Raw genomic sequence first — 25,861 nt, forward strand, 5'->3', positions numbered from 1 at the left:
TCCTGATCAATGCCACACCGTGACACTAGATCAAGTTCCATCAGTGCGTGAAAAACTGTACATCCGCAAACATCACCACAGGTCAGCGGCCTGCCGCTCCGCGAGACCACTGCCCGTGAGCCAACTCAGGCCCGAAGCGATTCCTGGGGTGGAGGCGGCGGCGAGGGAGCACCGGCAGGCCGGGCATCGTCTGGATAAGACCGTTGCGGCTGCGAAAGCGGCAGGCGCTTCCTGGACGGATATTGGCCGGGCAGCTGGCATCAGCCGCCAAGCTGGGCAGGTTGCCGTGACGAATTGACAGCACATTAAATGGATATCCTCCTAGCTGCTGCATTGGTTTTCTGAGCAACCAGGAGGACATCCCATATTTAGTTTGTATTAGCGAGCAAACACGTTTGCCCAGCTACCGCTTCCGGAGACTCCCACTAGTCCAGGATCAGCTGCACACCATCGGCGGCTGTGAGTACGGGCGGGAGCTCGTTGCTCGGGCTTGGAGGCATCAATTCTTCCTCTGAAACTGTCCCACGAGCTGCGTACGCTGGCCAGAAGTTCATGCTCGCTCCCCACTGACTCAAAAGAGTGTCTATGGGGATGTAGCAACCGAGAACGGAACCGTTGTAGTTAAGGGCCCCGACGTGCATGCCAACAGCTCGCAGACCTTGGCTGTCCTGTCGCCAAACGGGACCGCCGGAATCACCTCCGGCTCGGGCATAGTTGGCGCAGTAGACGTAAACTCCGTTCCAATCCAAAAAGCGGTATTGGATCGTTCCTTCAGTCCAGCCTGTTGTATTGCCCATCTTGCCGACCGCAGTGCCGAGAGTCTGATCAGCACTGGGCATCTTTCCCGTTACATGTCCGCTGCCAGGAGCATTCCCTGTCTTGGGATCAACAATGGTCTGGTACACGTCGACGCCGGCGTCGGGTCGAACGAGCCCGGAGTCACCGTCAGTGCCGTTGTACTTTCGGTACTCCAGCGTGCCGAACTGGGCGCCCGTGCCGGACACCCGTTCGCCCACAGAAAAGCAATGGCCAGCCGTCAGGATAAAAGTCCCGCTCGTGCCGTTAATGACATAACTGCCGGTACACCAAGGCGAAGTGCCTTTGTACATCGGGTGACCAGCCAAATAGTTGTACCACCCTGCGTGAGCCGGCTGCACGCCGATCACAACGACAAAAAGTGCCGCAATCAGGGCCGAGATCCCAGAGATCCCGCCCTTGATTAACTTCCGCATATTGCCCCATAATTGAGATTTGGTTGTCGACCACGCCGACTGGAGCAGACTCTAACCTGTTCCTCAGACAATCTGGCTTCGCCACGCCTTTTGCGATCTGGAGCCGCCGTCGTAAGGAAAATACAAGGGCGGAAAGCGGGAGTAACGGGCTCGCTGTTTCTGCCGGTGAACTCGCCTAGGACGCCGCAGCAATGGGAAACTGCTCAATACTGCTTCGCGTGGGCGGGAATTGGCCGGCTAATTGAAGCCGACGATTCTTCCTCTAACGAAATGATGTTCTGCTGAACGTGCCTCGCGACGTTCGGCGTCCTGTTGCTGTCGAATCGCACAACAAGTTCATAGGGCGTGACAAACGAGAATCACTTTCCGGATACTCTCCAGCACTCCTTCGGTCAAAGATTTCCGAATCTCAAAATCTATGCCAGATTAAAGGGGTTTAGCGTCCCTGGGGTTCATCCCAGCGGTGAGGAGAACCATCATCGCGAGGTAGGCATGCAGGGCCGGTGGACGGACCGTTCGGGCTCAGTCCGTCCACTTGGGGCGGTCATCCCCCAACGGCGACCGCCCCGCCGTGATGTGCGGCAAATCTCTCTGGGGCGACAGCTTAGGGAGCGAAGTCCACCACTGAGGTCCTCAGCGAGGTCCAAGTCGTGACCGTCCCCGCGGGATATCCGGGATAGTCCTTGAGCAACACGGACTGTACCCCGATGACCAGACCCGAGGCAGGATCGATAACGATGTTCGCTCCCGTCACTCCGTCAGATGATGCGATACCGATGGCGATGCCTGTGCGGTCGTCGATCATTGCGTGCCTGTCAGTCACCGTAACGCCGGGAATTAGAGCAGCTGCCTTGTACAGCGCAGCGCGCAGGTCAGCCGGAACGACTCCTGTCCGCAGGCCGTCCGCGATTGCCGTGAAAGCCTCACCGTCGGGAGACTTCCCGGCGCCCTTGATGCGTTCGTAGATCAAATCCAGGAGAGCCCGTGGATCCCTAGGCAGACTCGCGGCCTCCCTTAACGGCGTACCAACGATGACGGTCGGCTCACTCCCATAGAAGACACCTCCCGGGGAACGCAGAATCCCGACGAACTCAGGCTGCCCATCCCACTCGGCTTCCTGAGCCTTACGGACCTCGTCTGGCAGAGCCTTGGCTTCCTCGCTCGGCGAGTCCAAAATCAGGCGAGGTTCCCGGTTCCAGACCCATACATCTGCCCTGTCGGCTGGCACGTACATCTGACTGTTTGTGGTCTCTTCCCATCTCACGTCGCTTACATTGGCAGCCTGCCCCCCCGTTCCAAAGACCGACCTCGTTGCGATCTTCAGATACTGGCCGGGTCCCACCACAGGGTCGGACGTTTGAATGGTTGCAGCAGCGGCGTTGTTCAGCACCTCGGCCGCCTCTGCCGTGGTTCCCGGACCTCCAGGTCTGACGACATCGGCAATGACGATACCGCCGACCAACAGCGCGGCAGCGGCAGAAGCGAAAAGGGCACGTCGCCGGAACCGAATAGGCGAAACGGTGGGTTTCCGCTGAGGCGCTGAGGTGACGGACGCTTGCACTTTGGCCATGACTTTTTCCCTGCCCCGGGCCAACGTAGCAGGTGGTGCTGAGCCGACATCGCTACGCATCTCGCGGAGCAGCTGAAGGTCGTCCATGGTGGTTCTCCGTTTCGGTAGGTCTTTCAAGGTTGAGCTGGGCTTGAAGTGTTTGCCGCGCACGGTTCAAGCGGGAGCGAACCGTCCCGACCGGAACGCCCATGGCCTGGGCAATGCCTTCGTAAGTCAGATCAGCCCATGCGTAGAGCAACAACGTTTCCCGGTCGATCGCAGCCATATCCCGGAGGGCTTGAGCAATTCTCCCGGTGGCTACCTTGGCGTCGACCTCAGCAGCGATCCGGTCGGAGTCATCGGCTATGGCCTCACTTGAAGCCGTTTTCGCGGCTGTTCTGAGGACGCTGGCTTCGGCCCGGTGATGCTGTCGAAGCAAGTTGGTAGCGATGCCGAACAACCATGGCCGGGCATCGTCCCGGCTCGTGTCGTATCTTTCCAGATGCTCCCAAGCGACCAGGAAGGTTTCCGAGGTAACGTCGTCCGCGGCGAATTCCCCTGCCCTTCTGGCCGCATACCTGTAAATGGCTGAGGCATGCCGATCGTACAGCTCCCCGAAAACTGCGGGGCTGTCCCGGGACCGCCTGATGATTTCGCTGTCTGTGCTCACACTATGTATTGACCGCTGGCCACAAAAGAGTTCACGCAGCGGCCCTTCTTCCTCCCTTGGACCTCGACCACAGACTATCCGTGCCTCGTTATCTCATCTGGGACGCGGCCTTACTCAAGCACTTTGACAAGGTGCAGTGAAGAACCGTCCCACTTGGGTTCTTGGTGGGAACCGCGTGGGAGCGCAGGCGGACCGGGGAGGGTTTGGACGAGTTTCGCAAGGGCAACGGAACTGGTGGTTGCAGTGCAGTGGGATGGAATCGGCCGCAGACCCTTCGGTCGCTGCCCAGCTGTTCCAGCCCGTCAGTCGCCGGGCATCTGCCAGCAGACCGAGCAGACAGGGCGTCGCTCGCTACGCTCACCCGTGCCTGGCACAAACCGAAATGCCACAACAAGCGACAACCGATGGGTACCCCGTAGGCGACACAGGAAGCCGCCCAAGTGGTAGTAAGCTTTTGCTCTCATCGGGACGATAACCAGCGCCCCATTGTCACTCGGCATCCAACGTCAAGTATGGACGAGGGGCACGACAGGATAACCACGCCGGATCGGCTGGACGGCTAGCAGTCGGCACAGCCAGCTTCGAGGCCAGGGGTTCCGGCGCCTGCCTCGGAAGGTTCGAAGTCCCACTGTCCATCTCTCTTTTTGACACAACACCGCAGCTCAGCGGCCTGCCGGTCCGCGAGACCTGAGCCCGTGAGCCAACTCAGGAGCCATCCCCAACCAACGCACCCCCTACTGAACCGGCCTTAGCCGCAAACCCTGCATGCCGCCGTCGACGGCCAGGGAGGTTCCCGACGTCGAACCGGACAGCGGGCTTGCGAGGTAGGCGACCGCGCCTGCAACCTCGGCAGGGTCCACCATCCGGCCATGAGGTTGACGGGCATTGAGGGCGGCGCGCTCAGCTGCAGGGTCAGCGGCGGAATCCAGGAGGCGCCCCACCCAAGGAGTGTCCACGGTGCCTGGGTTGACGCAGTTCACGCGAATGCCCTCGCGGACGTGGTCGGCAGCCATGGCCAGCGTCAAGGACAGCACCGCACCCTTTGATGCCGAGTACAGCGCCCGCTGGGGCAGCCCGGCGGTCGCGGCAATCGAGCACGTGTTCACGATGGCCGCTGAGGGCGACTCACGCAGGTAAGGCAGCGCCGCTCTGCTGACGCGCGCAATTCCCACGACGTTGATGTTCAGGACCCGGAGCCACTCGTCGTCGTCGTTTGCGGCGATGTCACCTTGGGCGCCTATACCGGCGTTATTGACCACGATGTCCAGGCGGCCGAACTGCCTGGCAACGGTCTCGACGGCGGAACGCACCGAGGCGTCATCGGCAACGTTGCATTCCACGCCGAAGTGCGGGCTGGTTTCAGGTGCCAGGTCCAGGACGGCGACCTGCGCGCCACCGGCGGAGAGCCGGTGGGCAATGGCAGCACCAATCCCGGAGGCCCCCGCCGGTTACGAGTGCTGCCAGGCCTTCGAATTCCTGGCCCATAGGGGTTGCCATCAGGCGCTGATGTGGGCAGGGACGGCGGAAACAGTGCCGGCCTGCGCGCGGTAGTATTCCTGGCGCTGCCGGCCCAAGCCGTCGATCTCCAGTTCCACGACGTCGCCGGGCTGGATGTACGGGAACCGACCGGAGAGGGCCACGCCTTCGGGTGTGCCTGTGATGATGACATCGCCTGGCTCCAGAACCATGTACTGGCTGAGGTGGTGGACGACCGTGGCGGGATCGAAAATCATGTCCGAGGTGTTCGAGTCCTGGCGGGCTTCGCCGTTGACCAGGGTCCTCAGCCGGAGGTTGTTGGCATCAACGTCAGCGGCGGGTACAAGCCATGGGCCCAGGGGAGTGGAGGCGGGGAGTGACTTGCCCTTGGTCCACTGTCCGGCGGCTCCGGGAATCTGGTAGTCGCGCTCGGACAGGTCGTTGGCCACTGCGTAGCCGACGATGCATGCTTCGGCCTCGTCCAAGGAGGAAAGGTAGGACGCTTCCTTGCCGATCACGATTGCCAATTCCACTTCCCAGTCGTACTTTTCCGACGACGGCGGGATGGGCGCTGCGTCGAAAGGTCCGCTGATGGTGTTGGACGGCTTCAGGAAAACCACTGGGACCTCGGGCGGTGTGGCCCCGGATTCGGCGGCGTGCGCGGTGTAGTTCAGGCCGATGGCAATCACCGAGCCGGGCCGGGCAATGGGAGCGCCGATGCGCATGCCCTCGACGGAAATTTCCGCAAGTTCCCCGGATTGGAGGGCTGCGCGGGTCCGGGTGAAACCGTCGGAGGCGAGGAAAACGCCGTCGATGTCGTTGGTCAGCGTCGAGAGATCGAAGTACTTCTCTATGCCGTCGGCGTCCTGGGCGATGACGGCCGGTTGTTCGTTTCCGGCCGTACCCAGCCTGGCGAATTTCAAGGTCATGGCTTCCTCCGTGCGTTTGGGACTAACATCCGAGCTCTAGTGTGCTGTTTCACTACATAATACGGAAATGTGACCCATTGACAAGGTAGACATCGGATGTTTAGCTCTACCTAGATCAACCGCCAGCTGCCAAGCAAGGAGCGCAATGAGCGTCGTCACCGCAGCGGACACTTTCGATATCCGCTTTCCCACCTCACAGGACCTCGATGGCTCCGATGCCATGAACCCGGACCCCGACTATTCAGCCGCGTACCTGATCATTCGCACTGATGCCGGTGACGGCCATGAAGGCCACGGCTTCGTGTTCACGATCGGGCGCGGAAACGAGGTTGAGACGGCAGCCCTCGACGCCCTCCGGGAGCACATTCTGGGCCGTAACGTGGAGGACCTCCTGGGCGACATGGGTGCCACCTGGAAGCTGATGGCCCACGATTCCCAGCTCCGCTGGCTTGGCCCGGAGAAGGGCGTCATACATATGGCCATAGGTGCGGTGGTCAACGCTCTCTGGGATCTGAAGGCCAAGCGGGGCCGGCTTGCCGCTCTGGGAACTGCTGGCAGACATGAGTCCCGAGGAACTCGTGGCATTGGTGGACTTCAGATACCTCACCGACGCCCTCACGCCGGATGAGGCGCTGGCGATCCTCCGGATGGCGGAGCCGGGAAAGGAGCTACGCAAAGCAGCCCTCCGCGCTGAAGGCTACCCCGCCTACACCACGACGCCGGGCTGGCTGGGTTACAGCGACGAGAAACTGACGCGCCTGGCCAAGGAAGCCGTGGCCGATGGGTTTGCGCAGATCAAGCTCAAGGTGGGTGCCTCCTTGGAAGACGATATCCGGCGCGTCGGGATTGCCCGTGCTGCGGTGGGGCCGGACACCAGGATCGCGGTGGACGCGAACCAGCGCTGGGATGTCCAGGAAGCCATCGATTGGATGGCCCACCTGGCTCCCTATGACATCGCCTGGATCGAGGAACCTACCAGCCCCGATGACGTCCTGGGGCATGCGGCCATTGCCCGCGGGGTTGCCCCCATCCCTGTGGCAACAGGCGAGCACGTCCAGAACCGGGTGGTGTTCAAGCAGATGCTCCAGGCTGGTTCCCTCCAGGTCCTGCAGATAGATGCGGCCCGTGTAGCCGGGGTCAACGAAAACATCGCCATCCTGCTGCTCGCGGCCAAGTTCGGGATCCGCGTGTGTCCGCATGCCGGCGGCGTGGGGCTGTGCGAGGCCGTTCAGCACCTGTCCATGTTCGACTTCGTTGCCGTCTCAGGTACCAAGGAAGGCAGGATGATCGAGTTCGTGGACCATCTGCACCAGCACTTCATCACACCTGTGGACGTCCGAAGCGGCGTCTACTGGCCGCCGTCGGCTCCTGGTGCGGGCAACGAAATGGTGCGTGAAACACTGACGGAATACGCCTTCCCCGACGGCCCCGTCTGGGCCCGATAACGTACCGCGACAGCACGTGCACGCTCACAAGGAAGTGATCGCATGACCCAGCAAGCACCACCGCTGCTCTCCCTCCACGGAGTCAGCAAGAGTTTCCCCGGAGTCCGGGCCCTGAACAACATGGGGCTGGAGCTTCGCCATGGTGAAGTCCTTGCGCTCGTGGGTGAGAACGGCGCCGGAAAGTCCACGCTGATGAAGCTTCTATCCGGCATCTACACACCGGACAGCGGCGCCTTCGAGCTGAACGGAACGGCCTTTGTGCCCAACAGTCCCAAGCACGCGCAGGAACTGGGTATCAGCATCATCCACCAGGAATTCAACCTGATGCCGGACCTCACCGTAGCCCAGAACATCTTCATCGGCCGCGAACCCCGGCGCTTCGGAGTGCTGAACGAACGGGCCCTCAACCATCAGGCCCGGGAACTGCTGGACAGGATCGGGCTGCAGCTGAATCCCCGTCAGAAAGTGGGGCAGCTGACGGTCGCCAAGCAGCAGATGGTGGAGATCGCGAAAGCACTGAGCCACGATTCCAAAGTGATCATCATGGACGAACCAACGGCAGCACTGAATGACGCCGAGGTGGCCGCCCTGCACCAGATCATCCGTGGATTCATCTCTCCCACCACAGGCGTCATCTACATCTCCCACAGGATGGACGAACTCAAGCAGATCTCACAGCGCATCACCGTCATCCGCGATGGCGAGTACGTGGACACCGTCAATACAGCGGAAACCACCATGAAGGAAGTCATCTCCCTGATGGTGGGGCGTCGGATTTCAGGAGAACAGCGCCCTACGGCGGTCCCCGCCGAGGTGCGTAACGACGTCGTGCTTTCGGTTGAGGGGTTATCGACGCGAGCCTTGCTGCGGGATGTCGGATTCGAACTGCGACGCGGCGAAATCCTTGGCTTCGCCGGGCTCATGGGCGCAGGTCGGACGGAGGTGGCACGGGCCCTGGTGGGCGCCGATCGTGCCACGTTCACCCGGTTACAGGTACGCGGCGTTGATGCGGCCATCCCGAACCCTGCCGCTGCCGCGAAGCTGGGCATCGGCTACCTGTCCGAGGACCGCAAGCATCTTGGCCTCATGCTTGAGCGCGACGTGAAGGAGAACATCATGCTCTCCTCGCTCGCGGCGAACGCACCGGGCGGTTTCATCAAGGATTCGGCGTTGCGCAGGACCCGCTGAGGAATACAGCAGGAAGCTAAGGATCAAAACGCCATCCATCAACCAACTGGCGCGCAATCTCTCCGGCGGCAACCAGCAGAAGATCGTGATCGCCAAGTGGCTGGTCAAGGACTGCGACATTCTCATTTTTGATGAACCCACGCGTGGAATCGACGTTGGTGCCAAGGAGGAAATTTACAGGCTCCTTAACGAACTGGCCGCCGGTGGGAAATCGATCATCATGATCTCCTCGGAGCTTCCCGAGATCCTGCGCATGTCCCACCGGATCGCCGTTATGGCCGAAGGCCGGATCACAGGCTTCCTCAGCAACGCTGAAGCCACCCAGGAACAAATCATGGAGCTGGCCACCCGCCGCGCCATCGCCACACCAGGAGCAATGACAGCATGAGCCTTGTAGAGACCCCCGCGTCCCGCAACCAGGGTACAAAGCCCGGACCCGCCGAACAGAAGCCCGTACGTGACCTGGCAACCCGGTTCCGTTCATCCCTTCAACAGCTCCTGGCCTTCGGTTCACTCATTGTCCTGGTCATCTTTTTCGGTGCGATGAACTCAAGGTTCCTGGTGCCAAGCAATCTTTCGGACATCCTTCTCTCCACCGTCGTGATCGGGTTGCTGGCCCTGGGCGCGACGTTCGTGATCATTACCGGAGGCATTGATCTCTCCGTAGGCACCGGGATGAGCCTGTGCTCAGTCATGACGGGCGTGGTCCTGACCTATCTCGGCCTGCCGCTGTGGGCCGGCGTCATTGGCGGCATCCTGATGGGAGCCGTGATCGGTGCCGTCAATGGGTTCCTCATTTCGTTCCTGAAGATCCCACCGTTCATTGCCACCTTGGCCACGATGCTCGTAGCACAGGGCATGGCCCTGGTGGTTTCCGGAACCAAACCCATCTATTTTCACCAGCACTGAAGGCTTCGCCAACCTTGCCCTCGGCAAGCCCATCCCCGGCCTGGTAGTTCCCAACGCAGTATTCATCTTCTTCGCGGTGGCCGTACTGGCCGGACTCGTCATGAGCAAGACGCTCTTGGGCCGCTATACCTTCTCCATCGGTTCCAACGAGGAAGCAACAGCACTTTCCGGCATCAACGTGCGGAACTGGAAATTGTGGATCTATACGGCCGCCGGAGCCTTCACAGGGCCTGGCCGGCGTCATCATCGCAGCCCGCCTGAACTCCGCCCAGCCGGGGCAGGGCATGGGCTACGAGCTGCAGGCGATTGCCGCCGTCGTGATCGGTGGAACATCCCTGGCCGGAGGCAAAGGCTCCATCGTCGGAACGGTGATCGGCGCCCTCATCATGTCCGTCCTGACCAACGGCCTGCGCATTATCTCCGTGCCGCAGGAATGGCAGAACGTGGCAATCGGCGTCGTGATCCTCGTGGCGGTCTATCTGGACATGCTGCGCAGGAAGGAGACCACCAAATAGCCGCTGCGTTTCGGCTCCAACCACCCGCTTCCGCTCCACCCAATCGCATCCTCTCCAGAACGCATCTTCTCCAGAACGCATCCTCAGAAAAGGGAGTCTTCAATCGTGAGCAAGTCCATCCACAACCGCCGTTCCTTCCTTACCCTCACCGGCCTCGCCCTCGGTGCCGTTGCCATCGCCGGCTGCGAGGCACCGGCCGGATCCGCCTCCGCCAGCGGAGCAGCAGCCGACGGCGCCAAGCCGTACATCGCCGTCGTGTCCAAAGGTTTTCAGCACCAGTTCTGGCAGGCCGTCAAGCAAGGAGCGGACAAGGCTGCCAAGGAATTCAACGTCGAGATCAGCTTTGAGGGCCCGAACACCGAGAAGGACGTCGATCAGCAGATCCAGATGCTCACCACGGCCCTGGGCAAATCGCCTGCAGCCATCGGCTTCGCAGCGCTGGACTCACAGGCCGCCACGCCCCTCCTGGAGCAGGCCAAGAGCAAGAACATCCCGGTCATTGCGTTCGACTCCGGCGTTGACTCCACCATCCCGGCCACCACGGCTTCCACCGACAACAAGGCTGCAGCAGCTGAGGCTGCAAAGCACCTTGCTGAACTGATTGGCGGATCAGGGGAGATCGCCATCATCGGCCACGACCAGACCTCAAAGTCCGGCACTGACCGTCGGGACGGCTTCAAGGAATACATCGAAAAGAACAACCCCGGCGTCAAGATCGTCGCCATCCAGTACGCCGGTGGTGACCAGCTGCTCTCGGCAGACGCTGCCAAGGCGATCATCACCGCCAACCCGAACCTCAAAGGCATGTACGGAACCAACGAAGGTTCGGCAATCGGCGTCGTCAAGGCCGTGGAGGAGCTTGGCCTCAAGGGCAAGCTGACGATCGTCGGATTCGACTCCGGCAAGGCGCAGATCGACGCGATCAAGTCCGGGCTCATGGCAGGCGCCGTCACCCAGAACCCTGTTGGCATCGGCTATGAGACGATCAAGGCCGCCGTTGCCGCGATCAAGGGTGAGAAGTTGCCGGGCAAGATCGACACCGGCTTCTACTGGTACGACGCCAAGAACATCGACTCCGAAACCATTAAGCCCAACCTCTACCAATAGAATCAGCCCGGATTGGGAGGCCCTGAGCGGCTCCCAATCCGGGCCTGACGCTGAAAAAACATTGCCAAATCCCGGCACACGGAAGGTATCCCGTTGATCCAGCACGCACCTTGGTTCGAAGAGGCACGCTTTGGCATGTTCGTACACTGGGGCCTGTACGCCCTGCCCGCCCGGCACGAGTGGGTGATGAACCGCGAGGAAACCACTGTGGAGGAGTACTCCAAATACTTCCGGCGCTTTGACCCCGATCTCTACGATCCCAGCGAGTGGGCACGGGCCGCGCGCAGGGCCGGCATGAAGTACGTGGTCCTTACCACCAAGCATCACGACGGCTTCTGCCTATGGGACTCAGGCCTAACGGACTACAAAGCCACCAACACCCCAGCGGGCCGTGACCTGATTGCACCCTACGTGGAAGCGCTGCGGGCTGAAGGGCTCAAAGTCGGTTTCTATCACTCGCTGATCGACTGGCACCACCCGGACTTCACCATCGACGGCGTGCACCCCCAGCGCAACGCAGCCGACGTCGAAAACCTCAACGCCGGACGCGACATGGCACGCTACCGCGAGTACCTGCACGGACAGGTGCGCGAGCTCCTGGGCAACTACGGCACCATCGACTACCTGTTCTTCGATTTCTCCTACGCAGGAGACGGACACTCAGAGTTCTGGGGCGGCAAGGGTGCCAAGGACTGGGACTCCGAAACCCTGCTCGCCATGGTGCGGGAACTGCAGCCCGGCATAGTGGTCAACGACCGCCTTGGTATCCCCGGCGACTTCGTCACCCCCGAGCAGTACCAGCCGGCCGGACCCATGATGGTCGACGGCGTCCCCGTCACCTGGGAGGCCTGCCAGACCTTGAACGGCAGCTGGGGTTACGACCGCGACAACCTCAACTACAAATCCGTGGACCTGCTCATCCGAATGCTGGTGGACGGCGTCTCCAAAGGCGGCAACCTGCTGCTTAACGTAGGCCCAACAGGCCGGGGCAGCATCGACCCCCGGGCGCTCGCCTCCCTTGAAGGCATCGGCGAGTGGATGGAACTGCATTCCCGCTCGATTTACGGCGCGGGGACCTCACAGTTCACAGCACCTGCGGATGCCCGCTACACCCAGCGCGGGGACCGCCTGTACGTGCACCTCTTCGCCTGGCCCTTTGAATACGTCCATCTCCCGGACCTGGCCGGCAAAGTGGAGTACGCCCAACTCCTCAACGACGCATCCGAGGTCTTCCTCCAACAGGTGGACCCCGCACAGCAGGCCATGAACATGACCCCCGGAGGCCAACCAGCCGGGACCCTGACCATCAAGCTCCCCGTCCAGCGGCCCGACGTCGCGGTGCCCGTGCTTGAACTTTTCCTGAAGCCGGGGAATCTCAATGACTGAAAGCATCGCCCTCCACACCCGGCTCAAACCCGGAACCGAAGAGGCATACGCAGACGCCCACGCGAACATCCCGCCCGAACTCGTTGAAGCCCTCAAAGGAGCCGGCGTACGGAATTGGCGGATCTGGCGCAGCGGGCTGGACCTTTTCCACGTGGTGGACGTCGAGGACTACCAAGCCATGCGCCATGCGCTCGCGGATCATCCGGCGAACGTTCCCTGGCAGGCCCGGATGGCAGAACTTCTTGAGGTTCAGGACGATTACTCCGGAAACGATTCGGGTATCCAGAAAGTATGGGAACTGCCATGAACTCTGAACCACTGACTCTCGGCAGGCTCGGATTCGGTGGGGGCCCGGCATCGGAAACCTGTACAAAGCCATCCCGGATGGGGAAGCGTTGGCTACTGTCCTGGCGGCCTGGGATTCAGGTGTCCGCTATTTCGACACCGCACCCCACTACGGCCTGGGCTTGTCCGAGCAGAGATTGGGCGCTGTCCTCCGGGACAAACCCCGGGAAGAATTCGTCATCTCCACTAAAGTGGGCCGCTTGCTGGAAGCCAACCCCGATGCCGGCTCGGCAAAGGACGGCCCGGCAGCGGCCGGCTCGGCAAAGGACGACGAGGGCTTCGACGTCCCCGCTACCAGCAGACGCGTATGGGATTTCACCGAAGCCGGCATCCGGCGCAGCATCGAGGACTCCCTGGAACGCCTGGGCCTGGACCATGTGGATATCGCATACCTCCACGATCCCGATGTCCACGATCTCCAGAAGGGCATCTCCCACGCCCTTCCAGCGCTGGAGAAACTGCGCGCCGAGGGCTTGGTCAAAGCCATCGGCGTCGGCACCAACTCCGCGGAAGCAGCCTTGGAATGTGTCGAGGCCGCGGACCTGGACCTCATCATGCTCGCAGGACGCTACACGTTGCTTGAGCAGCCCAGCGTCCCGCTGCTTGACCGCTGCGTGGAGCAGCGCACCGGCGTCGTGGATGTTGGCGTCTACAACTCCGGGCTGCTGGCCCGTCCCGAAGTCCCCGACGACGCGCATTACAACTACGACCGCGCACCGCGTGCAGTGGTTGAGCGTGCGCGTGCGCTCGCGGGCGTCTGCAGCGACTTCGGGGTGGAACTCCCGACGGCGGCACTCCAGTTCCCCTTGCGGCATCCGGCCGTGGTGAATGTGACAGTCGGGGCCAGCAGACCTGAACAGGTCACTTCGAACGCCAGCCGTATGCAGGAATCCGTGCCCGAAGAATTGTGGGACGCGTTGGAGGCCCTGCGGCGTGATTGACGCGCATCTGCACCTCTGGAATCTCGATACCTTCGTAACGGGAGGTGTCCGGCCCTACTCATGGCTCGGCCCGCAGCACGGTGGGCTGTTCCGCAGCTTCGGCGAGGATGAGGCCGCAGAGGTCCTGGCCGCAGCGGGGGTGAGCGGAGCGGTGATGGTCCAGGCCGACGACACGGTTGCTGACACCGAGAGCATGCTGGGGGTGGCCTCGCGCAATCCGTGGGTACTCGGCGTCGTGGGGTGGATCCAACTGGACTCTCCCGCGGAAGCCGCATCCCAACTGGACCGCTTCGCCACTCATTCCGTCTTCAGGGGCGTGCGGCATTTGGTGCACGATGATCCCCGGGATGACTTCCTTGACCTGCCCCCGGTACGCGAATCCCTGGCCCTGCTTGCCGCACGCGGCCTGGCCTTCGACGTCCCCGATGCCTTCCCACGTCATCTGGGAGGCACTGTACGGCTTGCCCGCGAACTTCCTGAGCTGACCGTGGTCCTGGATCATCTCGGCAAGCCACCCCTTGCCGACGCCGCTGCGATGGACCTTTGGCGCGCTGATTTTCGAGAACTAGGGCGTCTGCCCAACACCGTGGCCAAGTTGTCCGGCTTGCACTTGCCCGGCGTGGAATATTCCGCAGATTCGTTGCGGCCCTTGTTCGACGAAGCGCTGGAGGCCTTCGGTCCCGATCGCTTGATGATCGGCAGCGACTGGCCGGTCAGCACACTGGGTGCGCCTTACGGCCGGACCTTGGATGTGTTGTTGGAACTCATCTCTTCACTGAGCGTCCCTGAACAGGATGCCGCGCTCGAGGCGACAGCAATCCGCACCTACGGGCTGCCGGTTACGCCGCTTCCACAGGATTAGCTCCCAAGGATTAGGACTTCCTCGGACTAGAGGGCCTGCCGCAGCCAGTTCTCCACGCCGCTGATGTGGACAGTCACCAGGGCCCGGACCAGTTCGGCATCGCCGCGTTCCAGGGCGTCGGCGATAGCGCGGTGTTCTGCCAGCGTATGCGCCACAGCTTTTTCCTGCGTCAGGCCACGCCAGATCCGGGCTCGGACCGTACTGCTGGACAGGGCTTCCAAGAGGCTGCCAAGGTAGTCGTTCCCCGCAGCTTCGGTGATGATTCGGTGGAATTCGAGATCGTGGGCTACGAGTTCCTCGACGTCCGTGTTTTCATCGATGCCGTCCATGGTGGCCCGGAGCGCCATGAGCTCTGCCGGCCCGATCTTGCCGGCAGCGAGGTGGGCGGTGGCCGGTTCAAGGATTCGTCGGACCTCAAAGAGTTCCAGGATGGAGCGGTCCTGATGCAGGTCAACCACAAATGCCACGGCTTCGTTAAGCAGCTTGGCATCGAGGCTGGTGACGTAGGTTCCGTCGCCGCGGCGGACGTCGAGCACGCGGATCAGCTCCAGTGCCTTCACCGCCTCACGCAGTGAACTGCGCGAAAGGCCGAGCCGCTCGCTCAGTTCCTTCTCGGGCGGAAGCCGATCCCCGGCCTTGAGTTCCCCGCGGATCAGCATGTCCTTTATCTTGCCAATCGCCTCATCTGTGACAGCCATGGATCCATAGTAGTCGCGAATCATCGGATGTTTGGCTTAGGCGCGCTCTCACCCAACTAGGTAGCAGCAGATGCCCTTTTGAGCGCTCAAAACGGCATCTGCTGCGACTTACTTGGGTTCGTTAACCAACGACGGCGGCACTTGCGTTCCGTTGTTACGGAACCCAGGTGCCGCCGTCGGGCGTTACTCGGAACTGGAGCTATTGGGGACCCGTTAGGAGTCGCCGCCGCGCATGGGGCGGTTGGCAATAACCGGGGCGCTGCCGGTGTAGCCGTCGCGGGTCGCAGCAAGCTCATGGATCTGCTTGCGGCACAGGTACCAGCCAACCACCATCAGTGCGCATGCGATCGCCGTGACCAGCATGGTGAGCGGGGAGTCGATGAAGACCATCACCAACACACCTACCAGGAACAGGAGCGAGAGGTAACCGGTGTACGGCGCACCGAACATCCGGAAGGACGGGCGCTTGAGCCAGCCCTTGTCCGCCCAGCGTTTGAGTTGCATCTGGCACAGGACGATGGTGGCCCACGTGACGATGATGCCCACGGAAGCAACGTTCAGGACGATTTCGAACGCCTGTGACGGGACGAGGTAGTTCAGCGGAACGCCGAGGAGCGAGACACCTGCCGTGATCGCAATGCCACCGTAGGGGACACCGGCCTTGTTCATGCGCTGGGCAAACTTCGGGGCGGACCCTGCAACGGACATCGAGCGCAGGATACGGCCGGTGGAGTACAGGCCGGCGTTCAGCGAAGACAGCGCGGCGGTGAGGACCACGAGGTTCATGATCACGTCCACGCCCTGGATGCCGATGGAACCGAAGAACGTCACGAACGGGCTGACGCCCTTCTCGTAGGACGTGTAGGGGAGCAGCAGAGCGAGCAGGATGACCGAGCCAACGTAGAACACTGCGATACGGAAGACCACGGAGTTGATGGCCTTGGGCATGATCTTCTCAGGGTTCGGAGTTTCACCGGCGGCGGTGCCGATGAGCTCGATCGATGCGTAAGCGAACAGCACACCCTGCATGAGGATGATCATGGGAAGGATGCCATTGGGGAAGATGCCGCCGTTGTCGGAGAGGAGGCTGAAGCCAACTTCCTGGCCCTCCACCGGGGTGCCGAAGATGACGAAGTAGCTGCCTACCACCAGGAAGGCCACCAAAGCAGCGACCTTGACCAGGGCGAACCAGAATTCAAGCTCGCCAAAGACCTTGACCGAGACCAGGTTCAGGCTCAGGACCACGACAAGTGCGATAAGCGCCCATGCCCACTGTGGAACCACACCGATCCACGGGACGTATTTGCCGAAGAAGTTCATGTACAGCGCCGCTGCTGTGATGTCCACGATGGTGGTGGTGGCCCAGTTGATCCAGTAGAACCAGCCGGAAACGAAAGCTGCCTTCTCACCGAAGAACTCACGGGCGTAAGAAACGAAGGATCCGGACGAGGGGCGGTGGAGAACGAGCTCACCGAGAGCGCGGAGGATCAGGAATGCGAAGAAGCCACATACGGCATACGCGATGACGAGCGAAGGGCCCGCAGCGTTGAGGCGGCCACCGGCGCCGAGGAACAGCCCGGTGCCGATTGCACCGCCGATCGCGATCATTTGGATCTGGCGGGGCTTCAGATCCTTGTGGTAGCCCTTGTCCTCCTTGTGGAGGGCTTTCTCGCTGGCATGCGCTTGGGCCGGGACCGTGTGGTCCGTGATGGGTGGGTTGGTCATTGGAATCCTTAGGGGTGTCCTGTTGGGGGTGTCCTGGACGCGTCCGATCGGGGGCCGGAGCGCAGGACAGGGCCTCGTGGGGGTGTGCCTTATCGGGCGGGACGGCTCTCTTGAGCCGCTGGGCTTACTGGCCGGTTTCGGCTTACTTGCTCAGGTTTGCCAGACGTTCCGGGCTGAGCAGTTCCTCAAGCTGGGCAGCAGTCAGCAGACCGTGCTCCAGGACGAGTTCTGCAACACCCTTGCCGGTAGCCAGCGCTTCTTGGGCGATGGCCGTGGCGGAGGCATAACCGATGTGGGGGTTCAATGCCGTGACGAGACCGATCGACTGCTCCACGGTAAGCCGTAGCCGTTCGGTGTTTGCTGTGATGCCCCGGACGCAGCGTGCCGTAAGGGTGCGGCACGCTGCTTCCAGGTGGGAGATGCTCTTGTGCAGGCTGTGCACAATGATCGGTTCGAAGGCGTTCAGCTGAAGCTGGCCCGCCTCCGCGGCCATGGTGACTGTGACATCGTTGCCGATGACTTCGTACGCCACCTGGCTGACCACTTCCGGGATCACCGGATTGATCTTGCCGGGCATGATCGACGAGCCGGACTGAACAGCCGGCAGGTTGATCTCGCCCAAACCCGCACGCGGTCCAGAGGACAGCAGGCGGAGGTCGTTGCAAATCTTGGAGAGCTTCACTGCCACACGCTTGAGGACGCCTGACAGATGAACGAAAGCGCCAACGTCCTGCGTGGCCTCAATGAGGTCCGCAGACGTCAGGAGCGGAAGGCCAGTGATTTCGGCCAGATGACGGCAGGCAGCATCTGCGTAACCGACTGGCGCGTTCAGGGCCCGTGCCAATGGCGGTGGCCCCAAGGTTGATCTCGTGGATCAGCATGTGGGACTCGTCCAGGCGGGCACGGTCCTCGCCAATGGTCACGGCGTACCCACCGAATTCCTGGCCCAAGGTCATGGGAACGGCGTCCTGAAGCTGGGTGCGGCCCATCTTCACTACCGTGCGGAATTCACGGCCCTTCTCGGCAAACGCCAACTCGAGTTCTTCCAGGGCGAGGAGGAGTTCCTTCACCGAGAAGATCGTGGCGAGGTTCACCGCCGTCGGGTAGACGTCGTTGGTGGACTGGCTCAGGTTGACGTGGTCATTGGGGTGCAGCTTTGAGTAATCACCCTTGGGGTGGCCAAGGATTTCCAGTGCACGGTTGGCGATGACCTCGTTGGCGTTCATGTTGGAGCTGGTGCCCGCGCCGCCCTGGATCACGTCCACCATGAACTGCTCCTGGAGCATGCCATCCATGACGTCCTGGCATGCCTGGTCAATGGCTCCGGCGCGTTCGGCATCCAGGAGGCCGAGCTCATGATTCGTGCGGGCTGCCGCTTGCTTTACCGCGGCGAGGCCGCGGACCAGATGGCGGTTGGTGGACAGAGGCTGTCCTGTGATGGGGAAATTCTCGATGGCCCGCAGGGTGTGGACGCCCCAGTAGGCGTTCCCGGGGATATCGCGGTCCCCCAGGAGGTCGTGTTCGGAACGGATGGGGATCGCCTGATCGACGGTGGTCATAGCTGTCCTTGGTTTAGTTCTTGCTGAAAAATTGCGCTGCGCGGAGCTCGCCGACCGGAAGGCCGCCGCCCAGCACCGGTGGGCTTTGAAGCGTGTCCAGGCTGCCGCCGTCGACGCCCAACTGGCGGAGAACCTCAACGGTGACGGGCATGCGCGCGCGGTCACCGCCGTCGGAAATCTTCACGGCCACGCCGCGGCCGTCCGGCAAGCCCACCAACTGGAGGCCTTCAAAACCGTCCTTGGCCAGCAACCCCGGGACTGCGCGCATCAGCGCAGTGACGTCGCGGCCTTCCCCGGCAACCATCTCCGGGAAACGGCGCATGGCGTGGGCAACCTTGCCTTCGACGGTGCTTTGGTCAGCGGCGGCGAGGCGGCCATAGGCGCGGGCCATGCCGTGAAGCGTGTGGGCAAAAAGCGGCGTACCGCAGCCATCCGTGCTCACTGCGGCTGCATCCTCGCCGGTCAGTTCGGTGATGGTGTCACGAACCAGGACCTGAAGCGGGTGCTCCGGGCTGAGGTAGCCCTCCACGGGCCAACCGTTAATAACGCACACTGCGGTCATGGACGCGTGCTTGCCGGAGCAGTTCTGGGCAAGTTGGGTTGGGCCGTTGCCAGCGCGGAGCCATTCTTCGCGCTCAACGACGCCGTATGGCAGGTCAGTGCTGTTGCCCAGTGCCGCTTCGGTGAGGCCGTGAAGCGCCAGGATCTCGGCGGCGCCGTCGCGATGCGCTTTGCTGCCCGAGTGGCTGGCCGCCGTCAGGGCGAGGAGGTTCTGGGGGATGTCCAAGCCAGCGCGGAGGAGGGCAACGGCCTGCAGCGGCTTAAGGGAAGAACGCGGATACATCGGCGCGTCCGGCTCGCCGGCTTCGATGGCACTGCTGCCATCGGCGTTCAGGGCGATCAACGATCCATAGTGGATGCTCTCCACCAAGCCGTCGCGGGTCTGTTCGACGAGCGGGACGTGGTTGGGTGTTCTCTGTGCTGTTTGGGCCGCTGCTGCCGCGGTCGCTTGAGGCATGGTGTCCTTTGGGTGGTTCATTTGCTGAGGATCGTGTCCAGTGCGACGCTGACGGCCTGAAGGTGATCGGCCATCGCTTTGCTCGCTGCTTCGGCGTCGCCTGCTTCGATTGCGTTCAGCACGGCAACGTGTTCCTCGTCCGAGCGGTGTTGCCGGTCAGCGACGAGGTTGAGGGTTTCGGACTGGTGGGCCAAGGCGTCGCGGATATCGGAGACGACGCTGGCGAACACCCGGTTGCCACTGGCCCGGGCGACGGCGGAATGGAAGCTGGCGTCCAGGTTTACCCACGCTTCGGGATCGTTCTCGTTGAGCATTTCCTGGACGATGTCCTTCAGGTGCTCAAGTTCTTCCTCGGTGCGGCGCTGCGCTGCCAGTCCGGCTGCGGGAATCTCAATGTGCGGACGTGCCTCGTTCAGATCACGCGCACTGTACTGGCCCAAGGTAAGGTCATTGGCGACCTTGTTGGCCACAATGAACGTGCCCTTACCGGTCTTGGTCACGGTCAAACCCAGCGTGTTGCAGGACCGCAGTGCTTCGCGGATGACCGAGCGGCTCACGCCATACTGGGCTGCCAGCGTTGCTTCAGAACTCAGCTTGGTGCCGATATCGAACTGACCGCCCTCGATAGCCCTTCTGAGTGCCGCGAAGACAGCCTCAGCCGCGGAAATGCGGGAGATCGGCGTATGCCCAGCGGAAGAGCCCTGAGGGGCTGGCTGTCCGGCTGTCCGGCTGTCTGACAGGTTCACGTTATCGAATATGGCACGGGTCACAAGGCCGTGTCAACGCTGAAAGATTCGCTTCACGCTTTGGGGCCGGGGGCGCTCCGCTGATTGCGGCGGGGACCTAGCTCACGCGCGCATGACCCTCGATAGACCGGAGGATGCCGAACAGCTTCACCACACCTTTCGTCGCCGAACAACACGTCAGGACCTGACGGTGCCAACTCGTTGTAGGCCGCAGTGGGTCCCATCCATAAACGTGGCGAGTGCTCGGGCATTTACCATCGGACCAGGCCAGTCTCGCTGTTGCGTATGGCAATTTCGAATCCCAAGGCTTGGAAGACGTCCATGAATTTCGACGTCTCCACCGTGGCCTTGCCGGACTCAACGTCGCAAGCCCGGCACCGCAGACGCGCGGTTGACACAATGGACCATGCTCTTCACCAAAAAGTCCCTCACCGCCCAAGGTTTCACGGGCTTCCGAGCCTTGGACGACCTCGACGTCATGCGCTTCCCCCAAGGTCCCGGGGTCTTTGCCCTGCTTTGCCCTGCCGGCTTCGAGCCCGTTTTCCTCAACAAGAGCACCGCCGGAACCTTCAAGAAGAAAGACCCATCCCTCAAGCGTGACGGTTTGGAGGCGGAGTGGGTTCCCGATGCTTCCCTGTTGTACCTGGGCAAAGCCAGCGCCGGAAGCCAGGGAAACCGGGGGCTTCGGAAGCAGATCCAGGAGTTCATGGATTACGGCCGCGGGCGACCCACCGTCGTCTGGGATGCCCGCCTCATCTGGCAGCTTCGGGACGCCTTGGACCTGATCATCGCGTGGAAAGAACTACCTCCTTCGGAAGTGAACGCAGCCGAGGCTGCCTACCACGCTGATTTCGTTGCGACCTATGGCCGCCTGCCGTTTGCGAATCTGGTTCAAGCCCGCTCCAGGAAGTAGGGCGTCAAGCACGACGGCGGCACTGGGCTTCTGTTCGGGGCCTGCCATGGGAGCGGCGGGCGGCGCATAATGTCATGCATGACGGCCAGTAACCCCGCTGGAGGCAAACCGCATGGACCTCGGATCACTGTCGAGGTGCCTGTCCTCCGCATAGGCGCCGGGCAAACCGACTACGAGGGACTAAGCCATTACGTCGACTTCCTCCGGAAGCCGCAAGGGCTGCACATGACGTTGCTGCACGTGGGTATCCTCGATGATCTGGTCCAGGACATTGAAGCCTGGACCAAAGGAATTTCGCGGTCAGAGAAGGTACTTCCGGAGCTTGTGGGTTGGCTGACAGGGTTGCCTGTATTGCAAGGATTTCTGGGAAAGTCGGACAAGCTGATCCCCCTGGGCGGTGGCCGCCTCATGGGCCTGGAAGTGGACGTTCCCCAAGAGGTGCACGACTATCAGGCCCTTCTGGTCCAGGGGCTCCATGTGCTTCTGGACGACCTGGGCCTGAACAACATCGACGACTTCATCCTGAGTTCACCTGCCCTTGGTTACAGGTCACCCCGGTGGTTGCCCCACATTGCTGTTGGCAAGGCCCGGACCCGCCATGAGCCGCCGATGGAAATTGCCCCCGTGCCTGTCGAATTCGGGGACTCGCAGATCCGGAATCGCGGCTCGCTTCCTCTCCTGGGGTGAACGTGTTTGTCCTGTCACGGTAAATTGGACGTGACTCCCGTTTCCCAGCTGAGGACTTCCATGCTGCCCCGCACCCTGTTTCGTACCGTTGCTTTTGCCGAAGCTGTGACGTGGACGCTGTTGCTGATTGGGCTGTTCCTTAAGTACGTCACGCACACCACGGAAGTGGGCGTCAGTGTAGCCGGAGGCATCCATGGCTTTGTCTTCCTTTGCTATGGAGCCACAGCAGCCTTCACATGGATCAACCAGAAATGGAATGCCCGCACAGGACTGCTTGCCATCGTTTCGGCGGTAATTCCCTATGCGACCATCCCGGTGGAGAGGTCGCTTGATCGGCGGGGATTGCTCGACGGCGGGTGGCGGCTGGCCGCTGGCGGCGAGAAGCCCCGCGGCGCCCTGGAAAAGGCGCAGGCATGGGTGCTGGGCAATCCCATTCTGGCGGTTGTTTTGGTTTTGCTGGGCGTCGGTGCAGTATTCAGCTTCCTGCTTTTCATGGGACCGCCGGACACCTGGTTCTCCTGATCACTCTCGCTCTGTGGCTCCTTGACCTTGTTTGGAGCCCAAAGCTGCACTTTTCCGGCGATTTGGGTCTCTTTTTGTCTCCATGAAGGTCAGGAAGCCACGGGCTCAGTCATTTTTCGGCGTTGGGGCAGCCCCAGGATGTGGGGTTTTCCTGGCAGCTGTCGGCGACGAGTGCTTTTTCTGTTTTCCAGACCTGGATGGTTTTTGGTGGGGTGGTCAGGTCCAGGGTTCCGTTGATGGGCAGGGGTGGGCCGTTGTTCACGGAGTAGGTGCCGGTGAAGCTGGTGGTGATGGTGGCGGGGTAGTTCCCTGTAGCCGTGTAGCTGTGGCTGGTGCGGGTGTCGTTGAGGAGCCAGTCGGCTTCGGGGATCGAATAGCCGGCTGCGGGGGTGGGGCCGAGGCTGGTGCCGTCGCCGAAGGTGTAGGTGAAGCTTGCCGGGGTTGCTCTCAGGTGGACGGTTTGGCCGAGGATGGTGATGTTGAAGGCTTGTTCGGTGGTGGTGGTGTAGAAGTTTGTTGGTCCGCCTTTGAGGGTGTGGGGGAAGGGTTGGGCTTGGAGGGTTCCCGGGTTGACGGGGAGTTGGCGGAAGTCGTTCAGGATCCGGGCTGCGATGTTCGCCAGGACGTTCTGGGGGTTGGCGTCGTACAGGCAGGTGGGTCCGCTGATCGCCGGGTAGTCTGTCCACTGCGGGTTCGCGATTGACTTTGGAGCTTGTTTCCAGATCACGGGTGTTCCTTCTTCGCCACCTGGCGTTTTAGCGGGGCATTCCATCGTTAGGCAGCCCCTGTCCGGTGTGTCTGACCCTCCCGAGCGGCAGTGCACATCGGCCATGTACTGGTTGGGGTCGTCAGTGGCGGAGGACGTGGTAGCTCCACCAGCGCTGGGTGTGGCTGTCCCTGTCGTCGGGTCAAACTCCCATCTGGATCCAACGTCTATGGTTCCGGCGGTTTTGTTAGCCGTAGCCCAGTCCTCTTCATGCTGGGCGGCCCTGCTGAGCGGCGACGTGGCTGACAGGCCTGCGATTAGGGTAGGTACCAGAGCGAGCCTCCATGCATAATCAGCGAATGACACCCGTGTCAACCACCTTCCAGCTCGTTTGGAAGGTGGCAACCACAACAAAGGCATCATTCGTTTCTGCATCTGCCTGACGTCCCTCAGTACCGTCTGCGTTGTAGTAGTTGATGGCGTCCTGAATAACCTGGACCTTGGCTTGATGGGTGTTCTCTGTGTCGTCCCAAACAATCTCAATGGTTGGGATACGCACCTTGCCGCCCACTAGCCAGCGGCCATTCTTGTTGCTGTCCGTTGAGGCTTTTTGGAAGTATGTGCATGCTTGGCATTCGGGAGTGCTCAGTGCTCGGAGGTTTGAGATGTCGCCCGTCTCGTCGGCATAGTTACCGACTGCGTACCAGTACCGGATAAACGCCTCTAGCCCCGCCTTCGAGTTCTCCTTCGCCAATTCGGGCATCACCGGCACTGGCACATTCTTTGCCTTGCCCTTCGCGTCGGCTGGCTTGTAGACAGCGGCGGGAGTAGCACTCCCCGAAGATTCAGTAGCCGAAGGACGTGGCGACAAAACCCCTGAGGTGGGTGACGCCGTCGTCGAGCTTGTTTCGGAAGGAGGACCGCCGGGCTGGCCGCCCTGACAGCCAGTGAGAAGCAGCGAGGCTGTCAGTCCGAGTCCGAAGACCGTTCCTCGAACAAGGGCACGTGAAGAATTGGCAGAAAGGCGTGACATGACAGGCTCCCCCAGCAGCTGTTTGACGATGTGTCGGCCAGTCTAGGCGGGGCAGAGGCAGGGTTTCACGTCGAAGAGGACCGCTTGTGGATAACTATTAGGGCTCGTCCCTAACCCCGCAATTTCTCCATGTCCCGCCGGTCCTTCTTGGTGGGTCGGCCGGCGCCGCGGTCGCGCTGGGGAAGGCCGAGCTTGGGGGCGACGGGCCGTGGGGGAGTGTGGTCGGTGAAACAGTGCGACGCAGCCTCGGCTCCGACGCGTTTGGCGATCAGTCGCCTCACTTCGAGGATCCGTTCCCAGCCGGATTCGCGGACCCTGATGGTGTCGCCAATAATCACGCTTTGCGAGGCTTTCGCGGGGTTTCCGTTGATGCGGATGTGGCCGGCGCGGCAGGCAGCGGTAGCCGCGGATCGGGTCTTGTAAGCGCGGATCGCCCACAACCAGGCATCCACCCGGACATTCGCTGGAGATGAAGACGGGATACTCATGATTTGAACGAGTCTAGTCCGGCGTTGACAGCGATCTCGAGAAGCCGGACGGACAAGCCCTACCGAACTGTTACCTCAACCCGCTGGGCCATGTTGTTCCCTATGCCCTGGTAGTTCCACACTTGATCGCTGGGCTGCAGCGCACCCGAGGAGTCCATCGCACGGCACCGCAACTCGTGCTCTCCCGGGCTCGCGACCCACACCATGGTCCACGAACGCCAAGCAAAGTCACCGACAGCAGGTTCCAGGTGGGCCGGCATCCACTCGCCGTCGATTCCTACCTCCACGCGTTCCACTTCACCGTGCCCGGACCACGCCCTGCCGTGCAGCATGACTGGGCCGGCATCCACTACCCGGCGTCGGGTGAAGAAGTCAGGAATCCCGGGCGGCACCATCAGGGAACGGACGCGAATGTGCGTCACGGGCAAACCTGGCCCATCGGGTCCCTGGAGGTAGTGGTAGGCCACGGCCTGTTGGAATCCCATGAACCGTGAAGTCACTGCCTCAATGGACGTCAACCACTTCACGCTTGCCATGCCATACCAGCCCGGCACCAGCAGCCGCAGCGGGAAACCGTGCTGGATCGGGAGCGGGTTGCCGTTCATGGCGTAGACCAGCATGACTTCGGGGTGCATCGCCTCGGCGATCGAAAGACTGCGGGCGTATGGTTCCTCAACTCCGCCTTGGATACCGCTGTCGGCGCCCGTAAAGACAAGCTCGACGGCGTCATCCGCCAAACCTGCCTCCTCCAGCAGTGGTGCCAAAGGGGTTCCTGTCCACTCTGCAGTGCCTACTGCTCCCAGCACCCAGGGCTGGCTGAGCGGACGTGGCTGCAGGAGCGAGCGTCCATTTCCGGCGCATTCCATGGTGACTGGCATGGTCACGGAGGGCCGCGCCTTGATGTCGTCGAGGCTCAGTTCCAAGCTGTGATCAACCGCGCCACCGAGCCGCAGGCGCCATGCCTCGGCGGAAACGTGCGGGATATCGAAGTGTATGAGCAGATAGTGCAGGCCCGCCGGCGTGATGTCGTCGTGGAGGGCTTCGAGCGGCATTGAATGGTTGCGGCCGGAGAGCTGCAACTCTTCGTGGGTCAGGGGACCTTCGGTCGGCTGTCCCGGGATGACGGCTTTCGCCGCTTCTTGCTTGACATGGGGTTTGGACATGGGAGGCGGCGTTCTACTGGACCTGACGCTGCGGGCGTGCCGCAGCACT

The 25,861-nt window shown here is 61.9% G+C and carries 22 protein-coding genes and 5 pseudogenes; 12 read left to right on the forward strand and 15 right to left on the reverse strand.

Annotated elements, in window-relative coordinates; genetic code table 11:
• Window positions 1-115 precede the first annotated feature (115 nt).
• The gene (locus LDP01_RS14340; protein WP_224093471.1) at window positions 116-298 is read left to right on the forward strand and encodes a hypothetical protein; all 183 of its coding nucleotides are present in this window, start codon (window positions 116-118) and stop codon (window positions 296-298) included.
• Window positions 299-425: 127 nt separating this feature from the next.
• Here the strand turns inward: LDP01_RS14340 and LDP01_RS14345 are convergent, their stop codons facing one another.
• The 5 genes and pseudogenes from LDP01_RS14345 to LDP01_RS14365 form a co-directional block, all read right to left on the reverse strand.
• Window positions 426-1,232, reverse strand: a complete 807-nt coding sequence (locus LDP01_RS14345; RefSeq protein WP_224093473.1) for a trypsin-like serine protease — start codon at window positions 1,230-1,232, stop codon at window positions 426-428.
• A 604-nt stretch (window positions 1,233-1,836) separates the two neighbouring features.
• Window positions 1,837-2,889, reverse strand: coding sequence for a CU044_5270 family protein (locus LDP01_RS14350; RefSeq protein ID WP_224093475.1), 1,053 nt, complete (start codon window positions 2,887-2,889; stop codon window positions 1,837-1,839).
• Entirely contained in the window at window positions 2,855-3,451 is a 597-nt protein-coding gene (locus LDP01_RS14355; RefSeq protein ID WP_224093477.1) for an RNA polymerase sigma factor, read from the reverse strand. Before LDP01_RS14355 ends, LDP01_RS14350 begins: the two co-directional genes overlap by 35 nt.
• Window positions 3,452-4,185: 734 nt before the next feature.
• A pseudogene (locus LDP01_RS14360) lies at window positions 4,186-4,948 on the reverse strand (SDR family NAD(P)-dependent oxidoreductase).
• A complete protein-coding gene (locus LDP01_RS14365) occupies window positions 4,948-5,856 on the reverse strand; it encodes a fumarylacetoacetate hydrolase family protein (protein ID WP_224093479.1) in 909 nt (302 codons plus the stop codon). The pseudogene LDP01_RS14360 and the gene LDP01_RS14365 overlap by 1 nt, the downstream one beginning before the upstream one ends.
• Window positions 5,857-6,001: 145 nt before the next feature.
• On the opposite strand from LDP01_RS14365, the pseudogene LDP01_RS14370 reads away from it, so the two are divergent.
• The 8 genes and pseudogenes from LDP01_RS14370 to LDP01_RS14405 all read left to right on the forward strand — a co-directional run bounded on the left by LDP01_RS14370 (window position 6,002) and on the right by LDP01_RS14405 (window position 14,554).
• Window positions 6,002-7,301 (forward strand): annotated as a pseudogene (locus LDP01_RS14370) (L-fuconate dehydratase).
• A gap of 42 nt (window positions 7,302-7,343) precedes the next feature.
• A pseudogene (locus tag LDP01_RS14375) lies at window positions 7,344-8,877 on the forward strand (sugar ABC transporter ATP-binding protein).
• Window positions 8,874-9,913, forward strand: a pseudogene (locus tag LDP01_RS14380) (ABC transporter permease). The pseudogenes LDP01_RS14375 and LDP01_RS14380 overlap by 4 nt, the downstream one beginning before the upstream one ends.
• 117 nt (window positions 9,914-10,030) lie before the next feature.
• Window positions 10,031-11,020, forward strand: a complete 990-nt coding sequence (locus LDP01_RS14385) for an ABC transporter substrate-binding protein (RefSeq protein WP_527249085.1) — start codon at window positions 10,031-10,033, stop codon at window positions 11,018-11,020.
• A 93-nt stretch (window positions 11,021-11,113) separates the two neighbouring features.
• Window positions 11,114-12,406 (forward strand): alpha-L-fucosidase, encoded by a 1,293-nt coding sequence (locus tag LDP01_RS14390; protein WP_224093481.1) that lies wholly within the window; start codon window positions 11,114-11,116, stop codon window positions 12,404-12,406.
• Window positions 12,399-12,713 carry an L-rhamnose mutarotase gene (locus tag LDP01_RS14395; protein WP_224093482.1) on the forward strand — a complete coding sequence of 105 codons (315 nt, stop codon included), beginning with the start codon at window positions 12,399-12,401 and terminating at the stop codon, window positions 12,711-12,713. The genes LDP01_RS14390 and LDP01_RS14395 overlap by 8 nt, the downstream gene beginning before the upstream one ends.
• An 88-nt stretch (window positions 12,714-12,801) precedes the next feature.
• Window positions 12,802-13,692 carry an aldo/keto reductase gene (locus LDP01_RS14400; RefSeq protein WP_263433788.1) on the forward strand — a complete coding sequence of 297 codons (891 nt, stop codon included), beginning with the start codon at window positions 12,802-12,804 and terminating at the stop codon, window positions 13,690-13,692.
• A complete protein-coding gene (locus LDP01_RS14405) occupies window positions 13,685-14,554 on the forward strand; it encodes an amidohydrolase family protein (protein WP_224093484.1) in 870 nt (289 codons plus the stop codon). Before LDP01_RS14400 ends, LDP01_RS14405 begins: the two co-directional genes overlap by 8 nt.
• A 26-nt stretch (window positions 14,555-14,580) precedes the next feature.
• On the opposite strand, the gene LDP01_RS14410 is transcribed toward LDP01_RS14405, so the two are convergent.
• The 6 genes and pseudogenes from LDP01_RS14410 to LDP01_RS14435 all read right to left on the reverse strand — a co-directional run bounded on the left by LDP01_RS14410 (window position 14,581) and on the right by LDP01_RS14435 (window position 20,698).
• On the reverse strand, window positions 14,581-15,252 hold the full coding sequence (locus LDP01_RS14410; RefSeq protein ID WP_224093485.1) for a FadR/GntR family transcriptional regulator: 672 nt from the start codon (window positions 15,250-15,252) through the stop codon (window positions 14,581-14,583).
• Window positions 15,253-15,465: 213 nt separating this feature from the next.
• Entirely contained in the window at window positions 15,466-16,977 is a 1,512-nt protein-coding gene (locus LDP01_RS14415) for an amino acid permease (RefSeq protein WP_224093486.1), read from the reverse strand.
• 142 nt (window positions 16,978-17,119) lie between these two features.
• A pseudogene (locus LDP01_RS14420) lies at window positions 17,120-18,536 on the reverse strand (aspartate ammonia-lyase).
• A gap of 13 nt (window positions 18,537-18,549) precedes the next feature.
• Window positions 18,550-19,575 (reverse strand): asparaginase, encoded by a 1,026-nt coding sequence (locus LDP01_RS14425; RefSeq protein ID WP_224093487.1) that lies wholly within the window; start codon window positions 19,573-19,575, stop codon window positions 18,550-18,552.
• Window positions 19,572-20,300, reverse strand: a complete 729-nt coding sequence (locus LDP01_RS14430; RefSeq protein ID WP_224093488.1) for a FadR/GntR family transcriptional regulator — start codon at window positions 20,298-20,300, stop codon at window positions 19,572-19,574. Before LDP01_RS14430 ends, LDP01_RS14425 begins: the two co-directional genes overlap by 4 nt.
• Window positions 20,301-20,551: 251 nt before the next feature.
• Entirely contained in the window at window positions 20,552-20,698 is a 147-nt protein-coding gene (locus LDP01_RS14435; RefSeq protein ID WP_224093489.1) for a helix-turn-helix domain-containing protein, read from the reverse strand.
• Between the two features lie 8 nt (window positions 20,699-20,706).
• On the opposite strand from LDP01_RS14435, the gene LDP01_RS14440 reads away from it, so the two are divergent.
• The 3 genes from LDP01_RS14440 to LDP01_RS14450 all read left to right on the forward strand — a co-directional run bounded on the left by LDP01_RS14440 (window position 20,707) and on the right by LDP01_RS14450 (window position 22,422).
• Window positions 20,707-21,213: a hypothetical protein gene (locus LDP01_RS14440; RefSeq protein WP_224093491.1), complete on the forward strand. Its 507-nt coding sequence runs from the start codon at window positions 20,707-20,709 to the stop codon at window positions 21,211-21,213.
• Window positions 21,214-21,291: 78 nt separating this feature from the next.
• Window positions 21,292-21,900 (forward strand): hypothetical protein, encoded by a 609-nt coding sequence (locus LDP01_RS14445; protein WP_224093493.1) that lies wholly within the window; start codon window positions 21,292-21,294, stop codon window positions 21,898-21,900.
• Between the two features lie 60 nt (window positions 21,901-21,960).
• Window positions 21,961-22,422: a DUF3817 domain-containing protein gene (locus LDP01_RS14450; protein ID WP_224093495.1), complete on the forward strand. Its 462-nt coding sequence runs from the start codon at window positions 21,961-21,963 to the stop codon at window positions 22,420-22,422.
• A gap of 109 nt (window positions 22,423-22,531) precedes the next feature.
• Here LDP01_RS14450 and LDP01_RS14455 read toward each other — a convergent pair whose 3' ends face one another.
• From LDP01_RS14455 to LDP01_RS14470, 4 genes are all read right to left on the reverse strand, one after another.
• The gene (locus tag LDP01_RS14455) at window positions 22,532-23,149 is read right to left on the reverse strand and encodes a hypothetical protein (protein ID WP_224093497.1); all 618 of its coding nucleotides are present in this window, start codon (window positions 23,147-23,149) and stop codon (window positions 22,532-22,534) included.
• 331 nt (window positions 23,150-23,480) lie between these two features.
• Window positions 23,481-24,161 carry a DUF6318 family protein gene (locus LDP01_RS14460; RefSeq protein ID WP_224093499.1) on the reverse strand — a complete coding sequence of 227 codons (681 nt, stop codon included), beginning with the start codon at window positions 24,159-24,161 and terminating at the stop codon, window positions 23,481-23,483.
• 110 nt (window positions 24,162-24,271) lie between these two features.
• Window positions 24,272-24,649, reverse strand: a complete 378-nt coding sequence (hslR, locus tag LDP01_RS14465; protein ID WP_055975330.1) for an Hsp15 family ribosome-associated heat shock protein — start codon at window positions 24,647-24,649, stop codon at window positions 24,272-24,274.
• A gap of 59 nt (window positions 24,650-24,708) precedes the next feature.
• Complete coding sequence (locus LDP01_RS14470; protein WP_224093502.1) at window positions 24,709-25,812, reverse strand: sulfite oxidase; 1,104 nt, start codon at window positions 25,810-25,812, stop codon at window positions 24,709-24,711.
• Window positions 25,813-25,861: the final 49 nt, after the last annotated feature.

Origin of the sequence: Arthrobacter sp. StoSoilB13 (assembly GCF_019977255.1) — a bacterium.
Classification (GTDB): domain Bacteria; phylum Actinomycetota; class Actinomycetes; order Actinomycetales; family Micrococcaceae; genus Arthrobacter.